Annotated in this window: 16 protein-coding genes; 7 read left to right on the top strand and 9 right to left on the bottom strand. The window is 73.4% G+C overall.

Translation table 11 applies throughout. The features are described 5' to 3' along the window. The first annotated feature begins 20 nt into the window (after positions 1-20). Both E1289_RS06850 and E1289_RS06855 read left to right on the top strand, forming a co-directional pair. Positions 21-716, top strand: a complete 696-nt coding sequence (locus tag E1289_RS06850; protein ID WP_131976457.1) for a GntR family transcriptional regulator — start codon at positions 21-23, stop codon at positions 714-716. A 79-nt stretch (positions 717-795) separates the two neighbouring features. After that, on the top strand, positions 796-1,977 hold the full coding sequence (locus E1289_RS06855) for an acyl-CoA dehydrogenase family protein (RefSeq protein ID WP_131976459.1): 1,182 nt from the start codon (positions 796-798) through the stop codon (positions 1,975-1,977). Here E1289_RS06855 and E1289_RS06860 read toward each other — a convergent pair. Genes E1289_RS06860 through E1289_RS06875 form a run of 4 tightly spaced genes read right to left on the bottom strand, consistent with a single transcriptional unit; the run spans position 1,943 to position 5,389 of the window. Beyond that, positions 1,943-3,034, bottom strand: coding sequence for a nitronate monooxygenase (locus tag E1289_RS06860; RefSeq protein ID WP_131976461.1), 1,092 nt, complete (start codon positions 3,032-3,034; stop codon positions 1,943-1,945). The genes E1289_RS06855 and E1289_RS06860 overlap by 35 nt on opposite strands. Then, a complete protein-coding gene (locus tag E1289_RS06865) occupies positions 3,031-3,786 on the bottom strand; it encodes a CoA-transferase (protein ID WP_131976463.1) in 756 nt (251 codons plus the stop codon). The genes E1289_RS06860 and E1289_RS06865 overlap by 4 nt, the downstream gene beginning before the upstream one ends. Continuing rightward, a complete protein-coding gene (locus E1289_RS06870; RefSeq protein ID WP_131976465.1) occupies positions 3,783-4,646 on the bottom strand; it encodes a CoA-transferase in 864 nt (287 codons plus the stop codon). The genes E1289_RS06865 and E1289_RS06870 overlap by 4 nt, the downstream gene beginning before the upstream one ends. Beyond that, entirely contained in the window at positions 4,643-5,389 is a 747-nt protein-coding gene (locus E1289_RS06875) for an enoyl-CoA hydratase family protein (protein ID WP_131976467.1), read from the bottom strand. Before E1289_RS06875 ends, E1289_RS06870 begins: the two co-directional genes overlap by 4 nt. A 66-nt stretch (positions 5,390-5,455) precedes the next feature. Between E1289_RS06875 and E1289_RS06880 the strand changes: the two genes are divergently transcribed. From E1289_RS06880 to E1289_RS40050, 5 genes are all read left to right on the top strand, one after another. After that, the gene (locus E1289_RS06880; protein ID WP_131976469.1) at positions 5,456-6,220 is read left to right on the top strand and encodes an SDR family oxidoreductase; all 765 of its coding nucleotides are present in this window, start codon (positions 5,456-5,458) and stop codon (positions 6,218-6,220) included. Positions 6,221-6,254: 34 nt separating this feature from the next. Continuing rightward, a complete protein-coding gene (locus E1289_RS06885) occupies positions 6,255-7,163 on the top strand; it encodes an SDR family oxidoreductase (RefSeq protein ID WP_131976471.1) in 909 nt (302 codons plus the stop codon). Positions 7,164-7,318: 155 nt separating this feature from the next. Then, entirely contained in the window at positions 7,319-11,287 is a 3,969-nt protein-coding gene (gene hrpA, locus E1289_RS06890) for an ATP-dependent RNA helicase HrpA (RefSeq protein WP_131976473.1), read from the top strand. 43 nt (positions 11,288-11,330) lie between these two features. After that, complete coding sequence (gene pip / locus E1289_RS06895; protein WP_131976475.1) at positions 11,331-12,335, top strand: prolyl aminopeptidase; 1,005 nt, start codon at positions 11,331-11,333, stop codon at positions 12,333-12,335. Between the two features lie 27 nt (positions 12,336-12,362). Next, positions 12,363-13,808 (top strand): chromosome segregation ATPase, encoded by a 1,446-nt coding sequence (locus tag E1289_RS40050; protein WP_131976477.1) that lies wholly within the window; start codon positions 12,363-12,365, stop codon positions 13,806-13,808. 8 nt (positions 13,809-13,816) lie between these two features. On the opposite strand, the gene E1289_RS06905 is transcribed toward E1289_RS40050, so the two are convergent. From E1289_RS06905 to E1289_RS06925, 5 genes are all read right to left on the bottom strand, one after another. After that, the gene (locus tag E1289_RS06905; RefSeq protein ID WP_131976478.1) at positions 13,817-14,032 is read right to left on the bottom strand and encodes a hypothetical protein; all 216 of its coding nucleotides are present in this window, start codon (positions 14,030-14,032) and stop codon (positions 13,817-13,819) included. 131 nt (positions 14,033-14,163) lie between these two features. After that, positions 14,164-14,853, bottom strand: a complete 690-nt coding sequence (locus E1289_RS06910) for a hypothetical protein (RefSeq protein ID WP_131976480.1) — start codon at positions 14,851-14,853, stop codon at positions 14,164-14,166. A 107-nt stretch (positions 14,854-14,960) separates the two neighbouring features. Next, positions 14,961-15,476, bottom strand: a complete 516-nt coding sequence (locus E1289_RS06915; protein ID WP_131976482.1) for a hypothetical protein — start codon at positions 15,474-15,476, stop codon at positions 14,961-14,963. 104 nt (positions 15,477-15,580) lie between these two features. Next, a complete protein-coding gene (locus E1289_RS06920) occupies positions 15,581-16,945 on the bottom strand; it encodes an AAA family ATPase (protein WP_243712665.1) in 1,365 nt (454 codons plus the stop codon). After that, the gene (locus tag E1289_RS06925) at positions 16,942-18,414 is read right to left on the bottom strand and encodes a hypothetical protein (protein ID WP_131976487.1); all 1,473 of its coding nucleotides are present in this window, start codon (positions 18,412-18,414) and stop codon (positions 16,942-16,944) included. Before E1289_RS06925 ends, E1289_RS06920 begins: the two co-directional genes overlap by 4 nt. Between the last annotated feature and the right edge of the window lie 2 nt (positions 18,415-18,416).

Raw genomic sequence — 18,416 nt, forward strand, 5'->3', positions numbered from 1 at the left:
GACACAGGCGCGGGGGAGAGATGACAGTGGCACCCACCGGTGGACGGGCCCTCGGCCGGCGCCGCCAGCTGAGCGACGAGGTGGCCGCCTACGTGCGCGAGCTCATCATGTCGGGCCAGGTCGGGCACGGGGAGTTCCTGCGCCTGGAGCGGATCGCCGAGGATCTCGGGATCAGCGTCACCCCCGTCCGGGAGGCCCTGCTGTCGCTGCGCGGCGAGGGTTTCGTCACGCTGGAGCCGCGGCGGGGCTTCATGCCCGCCCCGCTGACCCGGCAGGACGTCCAGGACCTGTTCGAGGCGCAGGCGTACTTCGCCGGCGAGCTGGCCGCCCGCGCCGCCGAGAAGATCACCGAGGCGGAGCTGGAATCGCTCGCCCGGACGCAGGCGCTGCTGGAGCGGGCGTCCGAGGCCAGGGACTCCGACGCCATCGAGGCGGCGAACCACCAGTTCCACCGGGTGGTCAACCTGTGCGCGGACTCGCCCAAGACGGCCTGGCTGCTGCGCCTCGTCGTGCGGTACGCGCCGCGCCGCTTCTACTCCAGCATCCAGGGCTGGAGCCAGGCCTCGGTGGACGACCACCACCTCGTCCTGGCCGCGCTGCGGGCCGGCGACGCGGGCGCCGCACGGCACGCGATGCGCGCCCACATCCGGCACGCGGGCACGCTGCTGGTCGTCCACCTGGAGGGGCAGGGCTTCTGGGAGGGGCGGCACGAATAGGGACGGACCCCGCTTCGGCCCGCACCCGGCGCCCGCATATCGTATAAAAAATTGAATTCCGGCCGGGAGGAACGCGCACGTGAGCAGGCTGCAGCAGACGCACGGGCTGTCGGACGAGCAACGGGAGATCATCGCGACCGTGCGCGCGTTCGTCGCGAAGGAGATCATCCCGGTCGCCGCCGAGCTGGAGCGCGCCGACGAGTACCCGCAGGCGATCGTGGACACGATGAAGGACCTCGGCCTGTTCGGCCTCATGATCGACGAGGAGCACGGCGGCCTCGGCGAGTCGCTGCTGACCTACGCGCTGGTGGTCGAGGAACTGGCCCGGGGCTGGATGAGCGTGTCCGGCATCATCAACACCCACTTCATCGTCGCCTGGATGATCACCCAGCACGGGACCGCCGAGCAGCAGGCGCACTACCTGCCGAAGATGGCGGCCGGGGAGATCCGCGGCGCGTTCTCGATGTCGGAGCCCGGCTGCGGCTCCGACGTCTCGGCGATCACCACCCGCGCCGTCCCGGACGGCGACCACCACGTCATCGACGGCCAGAAGATGTGGCTGACGAACGGCGCCTCCGCCAACCTCGTCGCCACCCTCGTCAAGACCGATCCGGACGCCGGCCACCGCGGCATGACGACGTTCCTCGTGGACAAGACCCCCGGCTTCGGCGAGGTCGCGCCCGGCCTCACCGTCCCCGGCAAGATCGGGAAGCTGGGCTACAAGGGCATCGACACGACCGAACTGCTCTTCGACGGCTTCCGGATCCCGTCCGCGCAGATCCTCGGCGGGACCCCCGGCCGCGGTTTCTACCAGATGATGGACGGCGTCGAGGTCGGCCGCGTGAACGTCGCCGCGCGGGCCTGCGGCGTCGCGAAGCGCGCCTACGAGCTGGCCGTGGCCTACGCGCGGCAGCGCGAGACGTTCGGCAGGCCGATCGCCGAGCACCAGGCGGTCCTGTTCCGCATCGCGGAGATGGCCACCAAGATCGAGGCCGCGCACCAGATGGTGGTGATGGCGGCCCGCCGCAAGGACTCCGGCGAGCGCAACGACCTGGAGGCGGGCATGGCCAAGTACCTCGCCGGCGAGTACTGCAAGGAGGTCGTGGAGGACGCGTTCCGCATCCACGGCGGCTACGCCTACTCCACCGAGTACGAGATCGAGCGCCTCTACCGCGAGGCGCCGATGCTGCTGATCGGCGAGGGCACCGCCGACATCCAGAAGATGATCATCGGCCGCCGCCTCCTGGAGGCCGCGGGCTGACCAGCGCCGCCTGCTGGGCGGCGATCGCCTCCGCGGCCTGCGCCACGATGCTCCCGATCAGCTCGCCGCAGGTCGGGAGGTCGTCGATGACGCCGACGACCTGGCCGGACGCCATCACCCCGAGGTCGGGACGGCCGTCCACCATGGCCGCCTTCAGCAGCATCGGCGTGTTCGCGGCCATGAGCACCTGCGACCACGACAGGTCCTTGCCGTGCTTCATCGTCCTGCCGTCGGCGATCATCTCCCGCCACGACATGCCGGACAGCTTCTTGAACCGGGCGCCGTTGCGCAGCGCCCGGACGAGCCCGCCGACCCGGCTTGAGCCCTCCAGGGCGTCGACCAGCTCGCTGCGCAGCACCCGGTGCGGCATCCCGTCGACCTGGCGGGTCACCACCGTCTCCCCGGTCCGGAGGTACACCTGCTTGACCGCGTCCGGGACGGAGCTGTCGGACGTCAGCAGGAACCGGGTGCCCATCGCGACGCCCGCCGCGCCGTAGGCGAGGGCCGCGGCGAGGCCGCGCCCGTCGAAGAAGCCCCCGGCGGCGATCACCGGGATGTCCACCGCGTCCACGACCTGCGGCAGCAGCAGCGTCGTCGCGACGGGACCGGTGTGCCCGCCACCCTCGCCGCCCTGCACGAGGACGGCGTCGGCGCCCCAGCCCGCGACCTTCTCCGCGTGCCGCCGCGCGCCGACCGACGGGATCACCACCAGGCCGGCGTCCTTCAGCTTGGCGATCAGCTCCCGCTTCGGCGCGAGCGCGAACGAGGCGACCCGGACGCCCTCCTTGATCAGGAGGTCGATGCGGTCGCCCGCGTCGCCGGCGTCGGCGCGCAGGTTGACGCCGAACGGCGCGTCCGTGCGGTCCTTGACCTCCTGGATCGCGCCGGCGAGCTGGTCGAGCGTCATCGTCGCCGACGCCAGGATGCCGAGGCCGCCCGCGTTCGCGACGGCGGTGACCAGCCGCGGGCCGGCCACCCAGCCCATCCCCGTCTGGACGACCGGGTGCCGGACGCCCGTCAGCCGCGTCAGCGCCGTGTCGAGCACCTGCTCGCTCATGCCGGGACTTCCCTCTCCCTCAGGCCCCTGGGGTCGAGTACCTCGCGCATGACCCGCAGTTCCTCGTCGTCCGGGAGCCGCGTCTCCGGTACCTCGTCCGGTACGACCAGCTCGAAGCCCGTGGCGGCCACCACGTCCTCGACGCGGACACCCGGGTGCACCGAGCGGAGCCGCATCCGCCTGTCCGGGGTGTCGAAGTCGAGCACCGCGAGGTTGCTGACCACGGCGCGGATCTCGTGGGCGCCCCGGTCCCAGCCGATCCCGCTCACCATGTCGACCTTCTCGGTGAACACCCGGGTGGAGTGCTTCGGCACCCAGTAGCTCGTCGTGTTCAGCAGCGTGTTGCCGGGTCCGCCGCGCACGCCGAGGAGTTGCCGTGCCGGGCGCTCCCAGTCGCCGATGCAGGAGATGTTGGTGTTGCCGTGGGCGTCGATCTGGCTCGGGCCCATCACCACGTGGCGCCGCCCGTTCAGGACGAGCCACAGGTGGTCGCGGAACGGCAGCCAGCCCTCCGCCGTCGCCGCCGGCCTGCCGAGCGGGACGGGCTCGGCGCTCAGCGCGGGGCCGCCGTCGGTGGTCAGCAGATCGGGCTCGAACGTCGCCCGGGCCAGTCGCGACCCCAGCATCGGCACGAACCCCGCGACCGCCGCCGCGACGATCTCGCCGTCGCCCCGGAACAGGTCCGCGCACGCGGCCGCGCAGACCTCGGCGCGTGTGACGGTGCCTTCTGCGGTGTTCGGGACGGTGCTCATCGGGATTCCTCCTGCCAGGCCCGGACGGCGTCCTGGTAGGCGGCCTCGTCGCCCGACAGGAAGCGGTCGTGGAACGCGGCCCACTTGTCCGGGTCCGCCGCCGACTGCGCGTAGAGCCTCTGGAACGCCTCGTCGCGCCCGAAGTCGGGCGCGCAGTCGGTGAAGTGCGCGCCGTTCGGCGTCTCCACCACGCCCGCCACGTGCGCCCGGCTGATCAGCAGGGACTGCAGCGGACCCTCCTTGGCGAAGTCGGCGGTGTCGACCAGGCGTTCGCACGACACGTACGTCCGGTCGGCCGCCTTGGCGAACAGGTCGTCCATGTAGGGGTCGGGGCCGAGGTACTGGGCGTTGCCGCGGGAGTCTGCGCGGTTCATGTGGACGAGCGCCACGTCCATGGTCAGGGCCGGGACGGCGACGAGCTCCCGGCCGTCCTCGTACGGCGACCGGACCGTCTTCAGCTCCGGGTTGACCCGCAGTACGTCCGAGCCGAGCCCGGCGGGGGTGGGCAGGAACGGGAGGCGGTGCGCCGCCGCGTACAGCCCGAACATGAACATGCCCTCGTCGTACTCGGTCAGCTCGATCGAACCGGTCTGCCGCGCGTTCCGGAAGTGCGGTTCCAGCGGGACCGAGTCCATGGTCACGAAAGCGGTGATCAGGCGCCGGACCTTGCCCGCCGCGCACAGCAGCCCCACGTCCGGCCCCCCGTAGGCCACCACCGTGAGGTCGGTGACGGGGGTGCGGAGGATCGCCCGGACGAGCGCCATCGGCTTGCGCCGCGAGCCCCAGCCGCCGATCCCGAGGGTCATGCCGCTCTCCAGCGACCCGGCGACCTCCTCGGCGGAGAGCACCTTGGAACTCATTCGGCCCCCTTGGCGACGAAGGCGTCGCGGTGCTCGTCCCCGGCGCCGGTGAGGTTCAGCTCGAACGTGAAGCCCTGCTCGTAGCGGTAGCTGCGCTTGACGTCGATCGGGTCGATCCCGTTCAGCGACTCCTTGGCGCGCCGGATGACGTACCGGTCCTTGGCGGCGATGCCCCCGGCGACCTCCATGGCCTTGGCGCGCAGCTCGTCCGGCGGGACGACCTCCAGGACCGAGCCGTGGCGATGCAGCTCGCCGGCCGTGACGTTGCGGCACGTGTAGACCATCGCGCGCATCAGGTGCTGCGGGACGAGCCGCGCCAGATGGGTCGCGGCGCCGAGCGCGCCCCGGTCCACCTCCGGAAGGCCGAAGTAGGCGTCCTGGGAGGCGATCACGATGTCGGCGTTGCCCACGAGGCCGACCCCGCCGCCGAGGCAGAAGCCGTGCACGGCGGCCACGACCGGGACCTCGCAGTCGTAGACGGCGGCGAACGCCGCGTAGCAGCCGCGGTTGGCCCCCACCAGGGCGGCGTGGCCCTCGGTGCTCTGCATCTCCTTGATGTCGACGCCCGCGTTGAAGCCCCGGCCCTCGGCGCGGAGCACGACCGCGCCGACCCCCGGGTCGCGGCCCGCCGCCAGCAGCGCGTCGGCCAGCTCGTACCAGCCGGCGACGGTCAGCGCGTTGACCGGCGGCGCGTCCACGACGATCTCGGCGACCCCGTCCAGGGTCGTGGTGGAGACTCCCATGCGCTACCTTTCCACCAAACATTTGTTAGAACAGAAGGTAGCAGAGGCGCACGGAGGAGGCGGGGCATGTCCCTGACGCTCGATCTGGGCGGCAAGACCGCCGTGGTGACCGGCGGCGTGCGCGGTGTCGGTGCCGGCATCTCCCGCGCCTTCCTGGAGGCGGGCGCCGACGTCGTCGCCGTCGCCCGGCGCGAGCCGGAGTCGCTTCCCGAGGCGGGCGGGCGGACGGCGCGGTTCGTCTCGCTCGACGCCCGCGACCCGGACGCCGCGCAGGCGTTCGCCGACGGCCTCGACCACGTCGACGTGCTGGTCAACAACGCGGGCGGCGCCCCGTTCCTGCCGCTCGCCGACGGCGAGCTGCGCACCCACCTGAAGATCATCGAACTGAACCTGGTCTCGGCGCTGATCATGGCGCGGGCGCTGCGGCCGCGGCTGCTGGCGGGCGGCGGCGGCTCGATCGTCAACATCGGCAGCGTGAGCGGGGAGCGGCCGTCGCCCGGAACCGCCGCCTACGGCGCCGCGAAGGCCGGCCTGCACAACCTCACCCGGTCGCTGGCCGTCGAGTGGGCGCCGCACATCCGGGTCAACTCGCTGACGCTCGGCATGGTCCGCACGGAGCAGGCGCACCTGCACTACGGGGACGAGGAGGGCATCGCGGCCGTGGCGGGCACCGTCCCGCTCGGGCGCCTCGCCGACCCGTACGACGTCGGCGCCGCCTGCGTGTTCCTCGCCTCCGACCTCGCGTCCTACGTGACCGGGTCGTCGCTGCTGCTGCACGGCGGGGGAGAGCGCCCCGCCTTCCTCGACGCCGCCAACGTCAACCGGCCGTGAGCCCTCACCGAGCCCGAGCACAGAAGGAGTCGCGATGATCTGCAAGGACCGGGTGGTCGCCGTCACCGGAGCCGGGCGCGGGCTCGGCCGCGCGCACGCCCTGGAGTTCGCCCGGCAGGGCGCCCTCGTCGTCGTCAACGACCTGGGCGTCGCGCGGGACGGCACCGGCGGCGCCGCGGAGGGACCCGCGCAGGACGTCGTCCGGGAGATCGAGGCGCTCGGCGGGCGGGCCGTGGCCAGCACCGACGACATCGCCACCGACGCCGGCGCCGCCGCGCTGATCGAGACGGCGACCGGCGCCTTCGGGCGGCTCGACACGCTCGTCAGCAACGCTGGCTTCCTGCGGGACCGCATGCTGGTCAACCTGGGCGAGGACGAATGGGACGCCGTCATGCGCGTCCACCTCAAGGGGCACTTCCTGCCGCTCAAGCACGCCGGCCGTCACTGGCGCGCGGAGGCCAAGGCGGGCCGCCAGGTGGACGCGCGTGTGATCAACACGTCCTCGGGCGCCGGGCTGCTCGGCAGCGTCGGGCAGGGCAACTACTCCGCCGCCAAGGCCGGGATCGTCGGGCTCACGCTCGTCGCGTCCGCCGAGCTCGGCCGGTACGGGGTCACGGTCAACGCGATCGCGCCCGCCGCCCGCACCCGGATGACCGAGGAGGTCTTCGCGCAGACGATGGCGGCCCCCGCCGAGGGCGAGTTCGACGCCATGGCACCGGAGAACGTCTCCCCGCTCGTGGTCTGGCTCGGCTCCGCCGGGTCGCGGGACGTGACCGGGCGGGTCTTCGAGGCCGAGGGCGGCAGGATCTGCGTGATGGACGCCTTCCGGCACGGCCCCGCGGCCGACAAGGGCGCGCGGTGGGACCCCGCCGAGGTCGGCGACGTCGTCCGGGACCTGCTGGCGAAGGCGCCCGCCCCCGAGCCCGTCTACGGCGCGGGCTGACCGCCGGGCGGGCGGCGGAATGGCGTCCGGGACAGCGGCGTTCTAACCGGTGCCGCCGAAAACGGATCGCCCTCCGCGGGGCGTTCCGGCTACGGTGCGAAGGTTCGTGGGGTGCGCGGAGCCGAGGGCCTGGAACCCTATCCTTGTCGATGCCTATGGGGACGCCTGTGACACCGCCGCTCGCCGATCTGCGCGCGCGCCTGCCGGAGCTGATGCTGCGCGACCAGCACCGGCTGCGCCGCCGTGTCGAGGGCGTGCGGAAGATGCGCGACGCCGGGCGGCGGGCCCGGGTCGCCGCGGAGATCGCCGCCGACGTCGAGGCCGCCGAGCGGCGGGTCGAGCGGCGGCGGCTCGCCGTGCCCGCGATCACCTACCCCGAGCAGCTGCCTGTCTCGCGGAAGAAGGACGACATCCTCGCCGCGATCCGCGACCACCAGGTCGTGATCGTCGCGGGGGAGACCGGCTCCGGCAAGACCACCCAGATCCCTAAGATCTGCCTTGAGCTGGGCCGGGGCGTGCTCGGCTCGATCGGGCACACGCAGCCGCGCCGGCTGGCCGCCCGCACCGTCGCCGACCGCATCGCCGAGGAGCTCGGCACCGAGCTCGGCGACGCCGTCGGCTACAAGGTGCGCTTCACGGACCGGTCCAGCGACGACACGCTCGTCAAGCTGATGACGGACGGCATCCTCCTCGCCGAGATCCAGGCCGACCGGCTGCTCCGGCAGTACGACACGCTGATCATCGACGAGGCGCACGAGCGCAGCCTGAACATCGACTTCCTGCTCGGCTACCTCAGGGAGATCCTGCCTAGGCGCCCCGACCTCAAGGTCGTCATCACCTCGGCGACGATCGACCCGGAGCGCTTCTCCGAGCACTTCGGGGCAGCGCCGATCGTGGAGGTGTCCGGGCGCACGTATCCGGTGGAGGTCCGGTACCGGCCGGTCACCGACCCGGACGACCCGTCCGCCGACCCCGACCGCGACCAGATCCAGGCGATCGTGGACGCCGTGGACGAGCTGGGCCGCGAGGGCCCCGGCGACGTGCTGGTGTTCCTCAGCGGCGAACGGGAGATCCGCGACACCGCCGACGCGCTGGCCAAGCACTTCACGCGGACCGGGAACGCCACGGACGTCCTCCCGCTGTACGCGCGGCTCTCCGCGGCCGAGCAGCACCGCGTGTTCCAGCCGCACGGCGGGCGCCGGGTGGTCCTCGCCACGAACGTCGCCGAGACGTCGCTGACCGTCCCGGGCATCAGGTACGTCGTCGACCCCGGCACCGCCCGCATCTCCCGCTACAGCCATCGCCTGAAGGTCCAGCGGCTCCCGATCGAGCCGGTCTCGCAGGCGTCGGCGAACCAGCGCAAGGGGCGCTGCGGGCGCGTGGCCGAGGGCGTGTGCATCCGGCTCTACTCCGAGGAGGACTTCGAGTCCCGCCCGGAGTTCACCGACCCGGAGATCCTGCGCACGAACCTCGCGTCGGTCATCCTGCAGATGACCGCGCTCGGCCTCGGCGACATCGCCGCGTTCCCGTTCGTCGAACCGCCGGACCGCCGCAACGTCAAGGCGGGCGTCGACCTCCTCCACGAGCTGGGCGCGATCGACCCGGCCGAGAAGGACCCGCGCAAGCGCCTCACCCCGCTCGGCCGCCGCCTCGCCCAGCTGCCCATCGACCCGCGGCTGGCCCGCATGGTGCTGGAGGCCGACCGGAACGGCTGCGTCCGCGAGGTCCTGGTCATCGCGGCGGCGCTGTCGATCCAGGACCCGCGGGAACGTCCCGCCGAGCACCAGCAGGCGGCCGACGACCGCCACCGCCGGTTCGCCGACCCCACGTCGGACTTCCTCGCGTACCTGAACCTGTGGAACTACCTGCGCGAGCGGCAGCGGGAGCTGTCGGGCAGCGCGTTCCGCCGCATGTGCAAGAGCGAGTTCCTGCACTTCCTGCGCATCCGCGAATGGCAGGACCTGCACGGCCAGCTCAAACAGGTCGCCAAGTCCCTCGGGGTCACGCTCAACACCGCCGACGCCCCGCCCGACCGCATCCACATTTCGCTGCTCGCGGGCCTTCTGTCGCACGTCGGGCTCGCCGACACCGACAAGAAGGACGGCAGGCAGGAGGGCAAGAAGGACGGGCGGCGCCGCGGCCAGGAGTACCTCGGCGCCCGCGGCGCGAAGTTCGCCGTGTTCCCCGGGTCGGCGCTGTTCCGGAAGCCGCCGCGCTGGGTGATGTCGGCGGAGCTGGTGGAGACGTCCCGCCTCTGGGGGCGCGTGAACGCCAGGATCGAGCCCGAGTGGATCGAGCCGCTCGCACAGCACCTGGTGAAGCGCAACTACAGCGAGCCGCACTGGTCGAAGAAGCAGGCCGCGGTCATGGCGCGCGAGAAGGTCACCCTCTACGGGGTGCCGATCGTCGCCGACCGCCGGGTCAACTACGGGAGCATCGACCCCGCGCTGTCCCGCGAGCTGTTCATCCGGCACGCCCTCGTCGAAGGCGACTGGGAGACCCACCACCGGTTCTTCCACGACAACCGCGCGCTGCTGGACGAGGTGGAGGAGCTGGAGCACCGCGCCCGGCGCCGCGACATCCTCGTCGACGACGAGACCCTCTTCGACTTCTACGACGAGCGCGTCCCCGAGGACGTCGTGTCCGGGCGGCACTTCGACGCCTGGTGGAAGAAGGCCCGGCACTCGGACCCCGACCTGCTCGGGTTCGAGAAGTCGATGCTCATGAACGAGGCCGCGGGCGACGTCAGCGAGGCCGACTACCCGGACGTGTGGAAGCAGGGCGCGCTGCGCCTGCGCCTCACCTACCAGTTCGAGCCCGGGGCCGACGCCGACGGCGTGACGGTGCACATTCCCGTCCAGGTGCTGAACCAGGTCCGCCCGGACGGCTTCGACTGGCAGGTCCCGGGACTGCGCGCCGAGCTGGTCACCGAGCTGATCCGGTCGCTGCCCAAGCAGCTGCGCGTCAACTTCGTCCCGGCGCCCGACTACGCCCGCAAGATCCTCGACCGCGTCGCCCCGCGCACCGAGCCGCTCCTGGACGCCCTGGAACGCGAGCTGACCGCGATGACGAGCGTGCCCGTCGCGCGGGAGGCGTGGGATCCGTCCCGGCTCCCCGCCCACCTGCGCATCACGTTCCGCGTCGTGGACGACGCCGCCGGCGGGAGCGGCCGCACCCTCGGCGAGAGCACCGACCTGGACGAGCTGAAACGCCGCCTCGCGGGCAAGGTGCGGGGAACGCTGTCGAAGGCCGCGTCCACCATCGAGCGCTCCGGCCTCACCGACTGGACCATCGGCGAGCTGCCCCGCACCTACGAGCGCAGCCAGGCGGGCTACGAGGTGAAGGCGTACCCCGCGCTGACCGACGAAGGCGGCAGCGTCGCCATCCGGATGTACGAGACCGAGGCGGAGCAGCGCCGCGCCATGTGGCTCGGCACGCGGAGGCTGATCCTGCTGAACGCGCCGTCACCGGTGAAGCTCATTCAGGGCGGTCTCACCAACAAGGGCAAGCTCGCCCTCAGCCACAACCCGCACGGCTCCGTCGCGGCCCTCTTCGACGACTGCGTCACCGCCGCCGCCGACCGGCTCATCGCCGAGGCCGGCGGGCCCGCGTGGGACGAGGACGCCTTCCGCGCCCTGTACGACCGGGTCCGCGCAGACCTGCACGACGCGACCGCGCAGATCGTCGGCCTGGTCGAACGCGTCCTGGCCGAGGCGCACGAGGTCGACCGCCGCCTGCGCGGCACGACGAGCCTGACCCTCGTCCCGGCGCTGACCGACATCCGCGCCGACCTCACCGCCCTCGTCCATCCGGGGTTCGTCACGGCGACCGGATGGGGGCGGCTGCCCGATCTGCCCCGTTACCTGCGTGCCCTGCAGATCAGGCTCGACAAGCTCCCCGAGAACCCCGGACGCGACCGGACGCTGGCGCAGCAGGCCGGCGTCCTGGCGCAGGAGTACGAGCAGGCGCTCCGCCGCCTGCACCCGGCCCGCCGGGACGAGGAGCCCGCCCGGCAGATCCGCTGGATGCTGGAGGAACTGCGGGTCAGCCTCTTCGCCCAGCAGCTCGGTACGCGCTTCCCGGTCTCCGACAAGCGCATCCGCAAGGCGATCGCCCAGCTCTGACGGCGGTGCCGGACCTACCGCTGATCTCGGATATAAGTGGATCATGAATTTGCGGGAGTTGTATCCGCCGGCCGAGCCCTACGACTGCGGGCTGCTCGACGTCGGCGACGGTCAGCGAATCTACTGGGAGACCTGCGGCAACCCGGACGGCAAGCCCGCGGTGTTCCTGCACGGAGGGCCCGGCGGCGGGCTGCTGCCGCACTTCCGCGGCTTCTTCGACCCCGCCGCGTACCGCATCGTGCTGTTCGACCAGCGCAACTGCGGGCAGAGCGTCCCGCACGCCGGCGACCCGGCGGTGTCGCTGGAGCACAACACGACGCCGAACCTGGTGGCCGACATGGAACGGCTGCGTGAGCACCTGTCCATCGAACGGTGGCTCGTGTTCGGCGGGAGCTGGGGCAGCACTCTGGCCCTCGCCTACGCCCAGGCGCACCCGGAGCGCGTGTCCGAGATGGTGCTGCGCGGCGTCTACCTCGTCCGCCCGTCCGACGAGGCGTGGGCGTTCACCCCGTCCGGGGCGGCTCACCTCTTCCCCGCGGAGTGGGCGGCCTTCCGCGACGCGATCCCGCCCGCCGAGCAGGGCGACCTCATCGCCGCCTACGGCCGCCGCATCGAAGACCCGGACCCGGCCGTCCACGTTCCGGCGGCGCGGGCGTGGGTCGCCTGGGAACTCGCCGCGAACACGCTCCTGCCCGTTCCGGCTCCGTCTTTCGACGAGACCCTCGTCGTGGCCTTCGCCCGCATCACGCACCACTACATCTCGCGCGGAGGCTTCCTCCCGGACGAGGGGCTCCTCGCGGGGGTCGACCGGATCAGGCACATCCCCGCCGTCATCGTGAACGGCCGCTACGACGTGAAGACGCCGCCCGACCAAGCATGGGACCTGCACCGGGCCTGGCCCGAAGCGGACTTCCACATCGTCGAGGACGCGGGTCACGGCGGCACCGAGCCCGGGACTCGCGACCGGCTCATCGAGGCCACCGACCGATTCGCCCGGTCCGCCATGACGTGGGCACCCCCACATGTACCACCCAAGTCACTGCAGTAACGCGGATCAGGTCGTATGGTTCATTCCATGCCTAACAGCGAAGAGCGCGACAGTAGCGGCCGCGAGGGGCTGGCCGCGGCTCCCTCGGGGGGCGCGGTCTCCGGAGGCGCGGGGGACGGGGCGGCGGCCGGGACGGAGGTCGCCCGGGTGGGCGACCCGGTCACGGTGTGGCCGTGCGCGAACTGCGGGAGGCCCGTCCCGCAGCCGATGGGCGCCGTCCGCGCCGTGCGTTACTGCCAGGACAACGACGGCGCCTGCGCGACCGAGGCGCGCGACCGCCGGGAGCGCGGCCGGGACGCGCCGGGCCTCACCGGGCAGGTCGCCTCGGCGTGGGAGATGGTCGAGCGGCTGGAGAAGGCCGCCGATCTGCTCGCGGACTCGCTGACGTCCGAGCTGAGCGTCGCCGGCGTCGAGCGGCGCGTCGCCGAGGTGCGCGCCGAGGCCGCCCGCGAGCTCGCCGTCGCGCAGAGCGAGCGCGACGCGTCGCAGCGCCGCGCCGAGGAGGCGTGGCAGGAGGCGTCGGCGGCCCGGCAGCGCGCCGGCGCGGCCGAGGAGCAGGCCGCGCGCCTGCGCGAGGAGGCCAAGGTCGCCACCGCCAAGCGCGACGCGGCGCAGCAGGCGTGGGAGGAGGCGCACCAGATCGCGCAGCAGTCGATGACCGCGAAGCTGGCCGCCGAGAGCGAGCGCGACCGCGTCGCGGCCCGCGAGACCGAACTGCTCGCCGCGCTGGAGAACGCCCGCGCCGAGCTCGTCGCGCTGCACGCCAGGCTGTCCGAGGCCGAGGGCGCCGCCGAGGCCCAGCGGGTCGAGGCCGCCGTCGCCAAGCAGGGCGCCGAGGACCTCCGCAACGCCATGCGCGACACCGAGGCGCAGCGGCAGCGCGCCATGCAGGCCGCGAGCAAGGCCGAGGCCGAACGCACCGCCGCGCAGCGCGCCCAGTCGGAGGCCGAGGCGGAGCTCGTCCGCGCGCACGCCCGCACCGAGGAGGCCGCCAAGGAACGCGACGCCGCCCAGGCGCAGGCCAAGGCCGCCACGGCGGAGCGGGACGAGCTCACCGCCAAGGTCAACGACCAGGCGGTCCAGCTGCGGCAGCTCGCGCAGTCGGTGGCCGAGCAGCAGGCCGCGCTCACCGCCCTCGCCGAGGAGCGCGACGCCGCCCGCGCCGAGGCCGACCGCGCCCGCCGGCAGATCGACCAGTTCACGCACAGCACGCTGTCGAGCGTCCCGCCGGGAGGCCGGATGGCCGGCGGCGGCACCCCGGCGCCCCCGGCGGGCCACCCGTACGCCGCGGGCATGCCGCCAGGCCCGCCCCCGGCCGGCGGTCCCGTCCCGGCCGGCGGTCCCGTGCCGAGCGGGGCGCCGGCACCGAACGGCTCCCCGCTCGGGGCGCCCGTCCCGGTGAACCCCCCGCGGCAGAGCCCGGGCCGGGTGAACGGCGCCGACCGGGAGGACCCCCTGTTCACCGGTCCCTGACCGGCCGCTCAGCCGTATCTGATCACGAGGAACAGCGCCAGCGCCGCCGCTCCCCAGATCATCGCGACGTGCCCGCGCTCGCGCGCCACGGCCTGCCGCAGGCCGGTGATCCGCTGGCGGCTGAGCCGCAGGTCGGACACGGCGCGCCGGGCGCGTTCCCAGTGCACCCCCAGGTAGATCGCCAGCGCCGCGACGCCGAGAAGAAGCACAACGTTTCCGCTCATCAGACCCGCCTCCGTTTTCGCGGAAGCTCAGATTGAACAGCGGATCCGGCGGTCCGGTCCGTGTCGGGCGACACATTCCCCCGAAAGAAAGCGGAACCGGCCTGCCTCACCGGCTCCGGGTCGGCCTCCGGTCAGTTCCCGAACCGCTCCGGGTCGATCTCGATCCAGATCTGCTCGGCGCGGCCCAGGAGGCGCCCGTCCGCCCCGTACAGGGCCGTCGCGGCGTGCATCTTGCGGCCCTCGCGGCTGCGCGCGAGGCCCAGCACGACGCATTCCTCCCCGGCCCGCGGCACGTCCATCACCTGCCCGGTCATCGTGCCGAGGACGGCGGGACGCTCCGCCACGTCGAACGACCATCCGCCGGGGCAGTCCAGCGCGGCCCACACCAGTTCCCGCTCGGGCACCCGCTCCGGCACCCACGGCGCCGCGACCGTGCCCTCGGCGACCGGCCCCGGCTCCAGCCGCAGCCCGTCGCCCGGTTCCCGCTCCGGCCCGCACACGAAGCAGCCGGGGAACGGGTGGTACTCCGCCGCCCGGTACTTCTCCGCGGCCTCCACGGCCCGCTCGAACGGGACGGGCGCGATCGGCGGGACCACGATCGCCCCCGCGAGCGCTTCGGCGATCAGCCGCTCCCCGTCCCAGAGCCGCGCGCTGTGCCCGCGCTCGTCGTCGACCGTGACGGTCAGCTCGGTGTCCAGCGGCGGCGGCCGCCGGAGCGTCACCGTCACCGTGTCGATCGGCACCCTCCCCGCGAGGCGCCCCGCCACGTATCCGCCGTTCCCCGACCCGTCCGGCCCATGGAACCGCCCATCAATGATCACTTGCGTTACCCCCGTGCTGAACCCGCACCCCGAACAAACGGCACGATCCTAATGAACCGCCCGGACATTCCCCCGTGCCACCCCCGCGCGAAGCGATGGAGGGAGAACTATACGGCCCGCGACGGCTGCGGGCGGCCGGGCCGGGTGGTGAAGAACACCGACAGGGAGCCCATGAGGCGTGCGCGGACGGTCTCCTCGTCCACGGGACCGCCCTCGGGGACGGGGGTGCGGTCGAGGGCACGGTCGATGAGGACGTCGATGTTGCGGTCGGCGACGAGGACGGAGCACGTGTCGCACGCGTACCACGGGTAGAGCATGTTGAGCACGGCCACGGCCGTGTCGTCGTCCGACAGGTGCGTGGTGTCGAGTTCGACCTCGAACATGTCGGTGTCCTCGGGGTCGAGCGTGGGGTAGTAGAGCCAGCTCGGCCCGGCCGCACCGCAGAAGTCGCAGCCCGGGTCCTGCGGGGCGGGTTCGCCGACGGCGAGTTCCAGCTCGTGGTCCCACGGCTCCACCCGCCGGTTGTGGCGGTAGCCCACGCCGTCGAGCGAACCCTCGCGGTTGTGCGTGACGTCGTGCACCTCGCCGCCGCAGCGAGCGCACATGAAGCCTATGTCCTCCATGTCCCTCCCTATCGCTGAGGCACCGGCTCTCACAGTATCCGTCCGGGGGCCTCTGTCGTACCCGGCCGTGCGATCTCGGCCGTAACGAAGATCTTCTTTTCCGGTCAGCCCGCCGGGACCCGGTGCCGGGCCAGGTGGGCGAGGACGGACTGGTTGGCCTCCCAGCCGTCCGGGAACTTGACCGGGACGCCGAGGTGGACCGGTTCGGCCGACGGGTGCGCGTCCAGCAGTTCGGGGATGCCCGCCCGCGCGACGACGACGCACGCGTGCCTGTGCCGGGACGTCAGGACGCAGAGGCGCCCCGACTCCAGGTGGAACGCGGTGGCGTCGCGGCGTCCCGACAGCGGATGCAGCACGACCGTCATGTCGTACTCGCGGCCCTGGAGCCGGTTGGCGGTGTCGACGGTGATGCCGGCGCCGTGCGGGCCGAGCGCGGCGCGGATCGCGGCGACCTGGTCCCGGTGGGCGGCGCCGATCGCGATCCTGCCCGCGCCGACGGGGTTCGAGCCGTGTTCGGAATGGGCGACGGGCCCGCGCTGGAGCAACCGGACGGCCAGCGCCGCCGTCGCGCGGACGGCCTCGGCGTCGGTGCGCAGCGTGTGCCGGGCGGGCAGCTCGTAGAGGCTCCACCCGGTGGCCGCGGCCTCTTCGAGGGCCCGGTCGTAGCCGGTGCCCATGCCGCGGGTGCCGAACTCCAGCCGCCGGTCGCCCGGCTCCGTCCCGGCGCGGAACCCGGTGAAGGGGTAGAACGCCTCCGACACCACCGGGGCGGCCGACGCGGGCAGCCGCCACGACACCGGGAGCCGGTGGACGGGCAGGTCCGGGTTGTGCGCCAGCAGGACCGACACGGCGCTGCGCATCGGGTCCCACGCCAGGCCCGCCCAGCGCTCCACCTCGACGGTGGAGAACGGGTCGAGCTGGCCCGGATCGCCCACGAAGAGCGCCCGCTCGAACCGGCCGGCGATGCGCAGCAGCATGTCGGAGCGCATCTGGTACGCCTCGTCCACGATCGCCCACGGCCACGACCCGTCCGAGAGCGTCGCCCACTTCGCGGCGGTCGCGATCACGACGGGGAGCTCGGCGAGGTCGTCGGCCTTCTGCGCGACCCGCACCCCCGGATGCGCCAGCACCCGCTCGGACGGCACGTAGCCCGACGCCGACAGGCGCCCCAGCGGCACGTCCGGATGCTTGCCGGCGAGGCGTTCGACGAGGTCGTCGACCTGCTCGTTGGTCTGCGCCACGATCATGAGCCGCTCGCCCGCCTCGACCAGGTGCGCGGCGGCGCGGACGACCAGCGTGGACTTCCCGGCGCCCGGCGGGGAGTCGACCACCACGCCGCGGTGCCCGCCGGCGAGATCGGCCAGGACGGCGCCGACGACCCGTGCCGCAGCCTCGCCGGGGTCGGCGGGGGCCGGTTCCGGGGCGTCCGCCGTCACCCGCACCAGGCGGGGGCCCGCGTGTTCGGTCACGACCATTCCTCTTCGGCGTCCTCGTGGGTCGGCACGTAGTCCTCGGGCGGTCCGCCGTGCGTCCACGGCGTCTCCTCCCGGTCGGGGAACCTCGCCACGCCGAACGAGCCGTCCGTCAGCGACGTGAAGCACACCCGGTCGCCGGCCTCTGGGACGACACCGGGCTCGGGCGTGAGCTTGCGCCCCATGCCGCCGGTCAGCTCCAGCAGCACGGCGCCGCCGCCGATCTCCACGATCCGGCCCTTCAGCGCGGGCCGCGCCGCGCTGCACACGGTCGTCCCGGCGTCCAGGCGCACCGGGTCGGCCGTCGCGACCCGCAGGCGGGGGCGCAGCTTGGGCCGCTTGCCCGTCTCGTCCAGCCGCGCCGGGTCGCATTCGGTGACGACGCCGCCGAACGCCTGGCCCGCGAGCCGGTGCTCGGCCATGACGAGGGGGTCGTCGAACGCCCGCTGCGCGTCGTAGGCGTCCTGGGCCCGTTCGAGGTCGTGCAGCCGCCGCGCCGCCCGGACCGGTGAGTCGCGGCGCGCCTGCGGGTACGCCTCCCCGAACGTCTGGTGGTAGTAGGTGAACGCGTCCCGGTCGCGCTCCCACCGCTTCGGCACGCTCGCCCCTTCCGGCAGTCCCCGCAGCACCTCGACGGCCCGCCACATCAGGTCCCACGTGGGGGTGAGCTGCCCGGCGACCGCGGCCCGCAGCCGCTCCTCGGCGAGCGAACCGGCGCCCGAACGGTCGAAGGCCGCGATCGCCGGGGCGAGGACCTCGCTGTCGAACGTCGGGTCGGTCGCCGGGCCCGCGGGCGGGCAGGCCACCGGATCCTCGGCGCGCGCCGCCGCGGCCGGGCCGTCGAGCCCGTCCGGCGGGTCGATCCAGCCCATCAGCGCGGCGAGGTTGCCGTCCTCCAGCGAACTCTGCCCGGTCGCCCAGTGCAGCCGCAGCAGCTCGGTCATGGCGCCCAGCAGCGACGAGCCGGGATGGTCGTACCGGTCGGCGAACCACGTCAGCCACCGGCCGAGCACCGGCACCGCCGGGTCCACCGCGTACGGGCCCTCCGTGCTGCGGAACCGGGTCGACCGCCCCATCAGCCGCAGGAAGGCCACGCCGCCCCGGTTCGGCACCAGCAACTGCGGCGCGTCCCCGTACCGGATCCGCTCCTCGCCCTCCTTGCCCGGCGGCAACTCCTCCACCTCGCCCCGGCTCGTCTCGATGTGGTTCAGCACCAGCTTGGCGAGGCCGGCGGCGAACGCGAACCGCAGATCCCGGTTGCGCGGCTGCGGCACCACCAGCAGCGCCGGGTCGTCCGGCGCGCTCCCGGCCAGCACCGCCAGCGGCGCCGCCGCCTCGCCGGCGAGCCGCAGCGGCACCAGCACCAGCGGCGCGTCCGCCACATGGCAGTGCCGCACCGTCGCGAGCGGCCGCGCGACCCCCGCGGCCGCCGCCTCCAGCCGCGCGAGCGAGGACAGCGCGCTCATCG

Origin of the sequence: Actinomadura sp. 6K520, assembly GCF_004349245.1 — a bacterium.
In the GTDB taxonomy this organism is placed as follows: Bacteria; Actinomycetota; Actinomycetes; order Streptosporangiales; family Streptosporangiaceae; genus Spirillospora.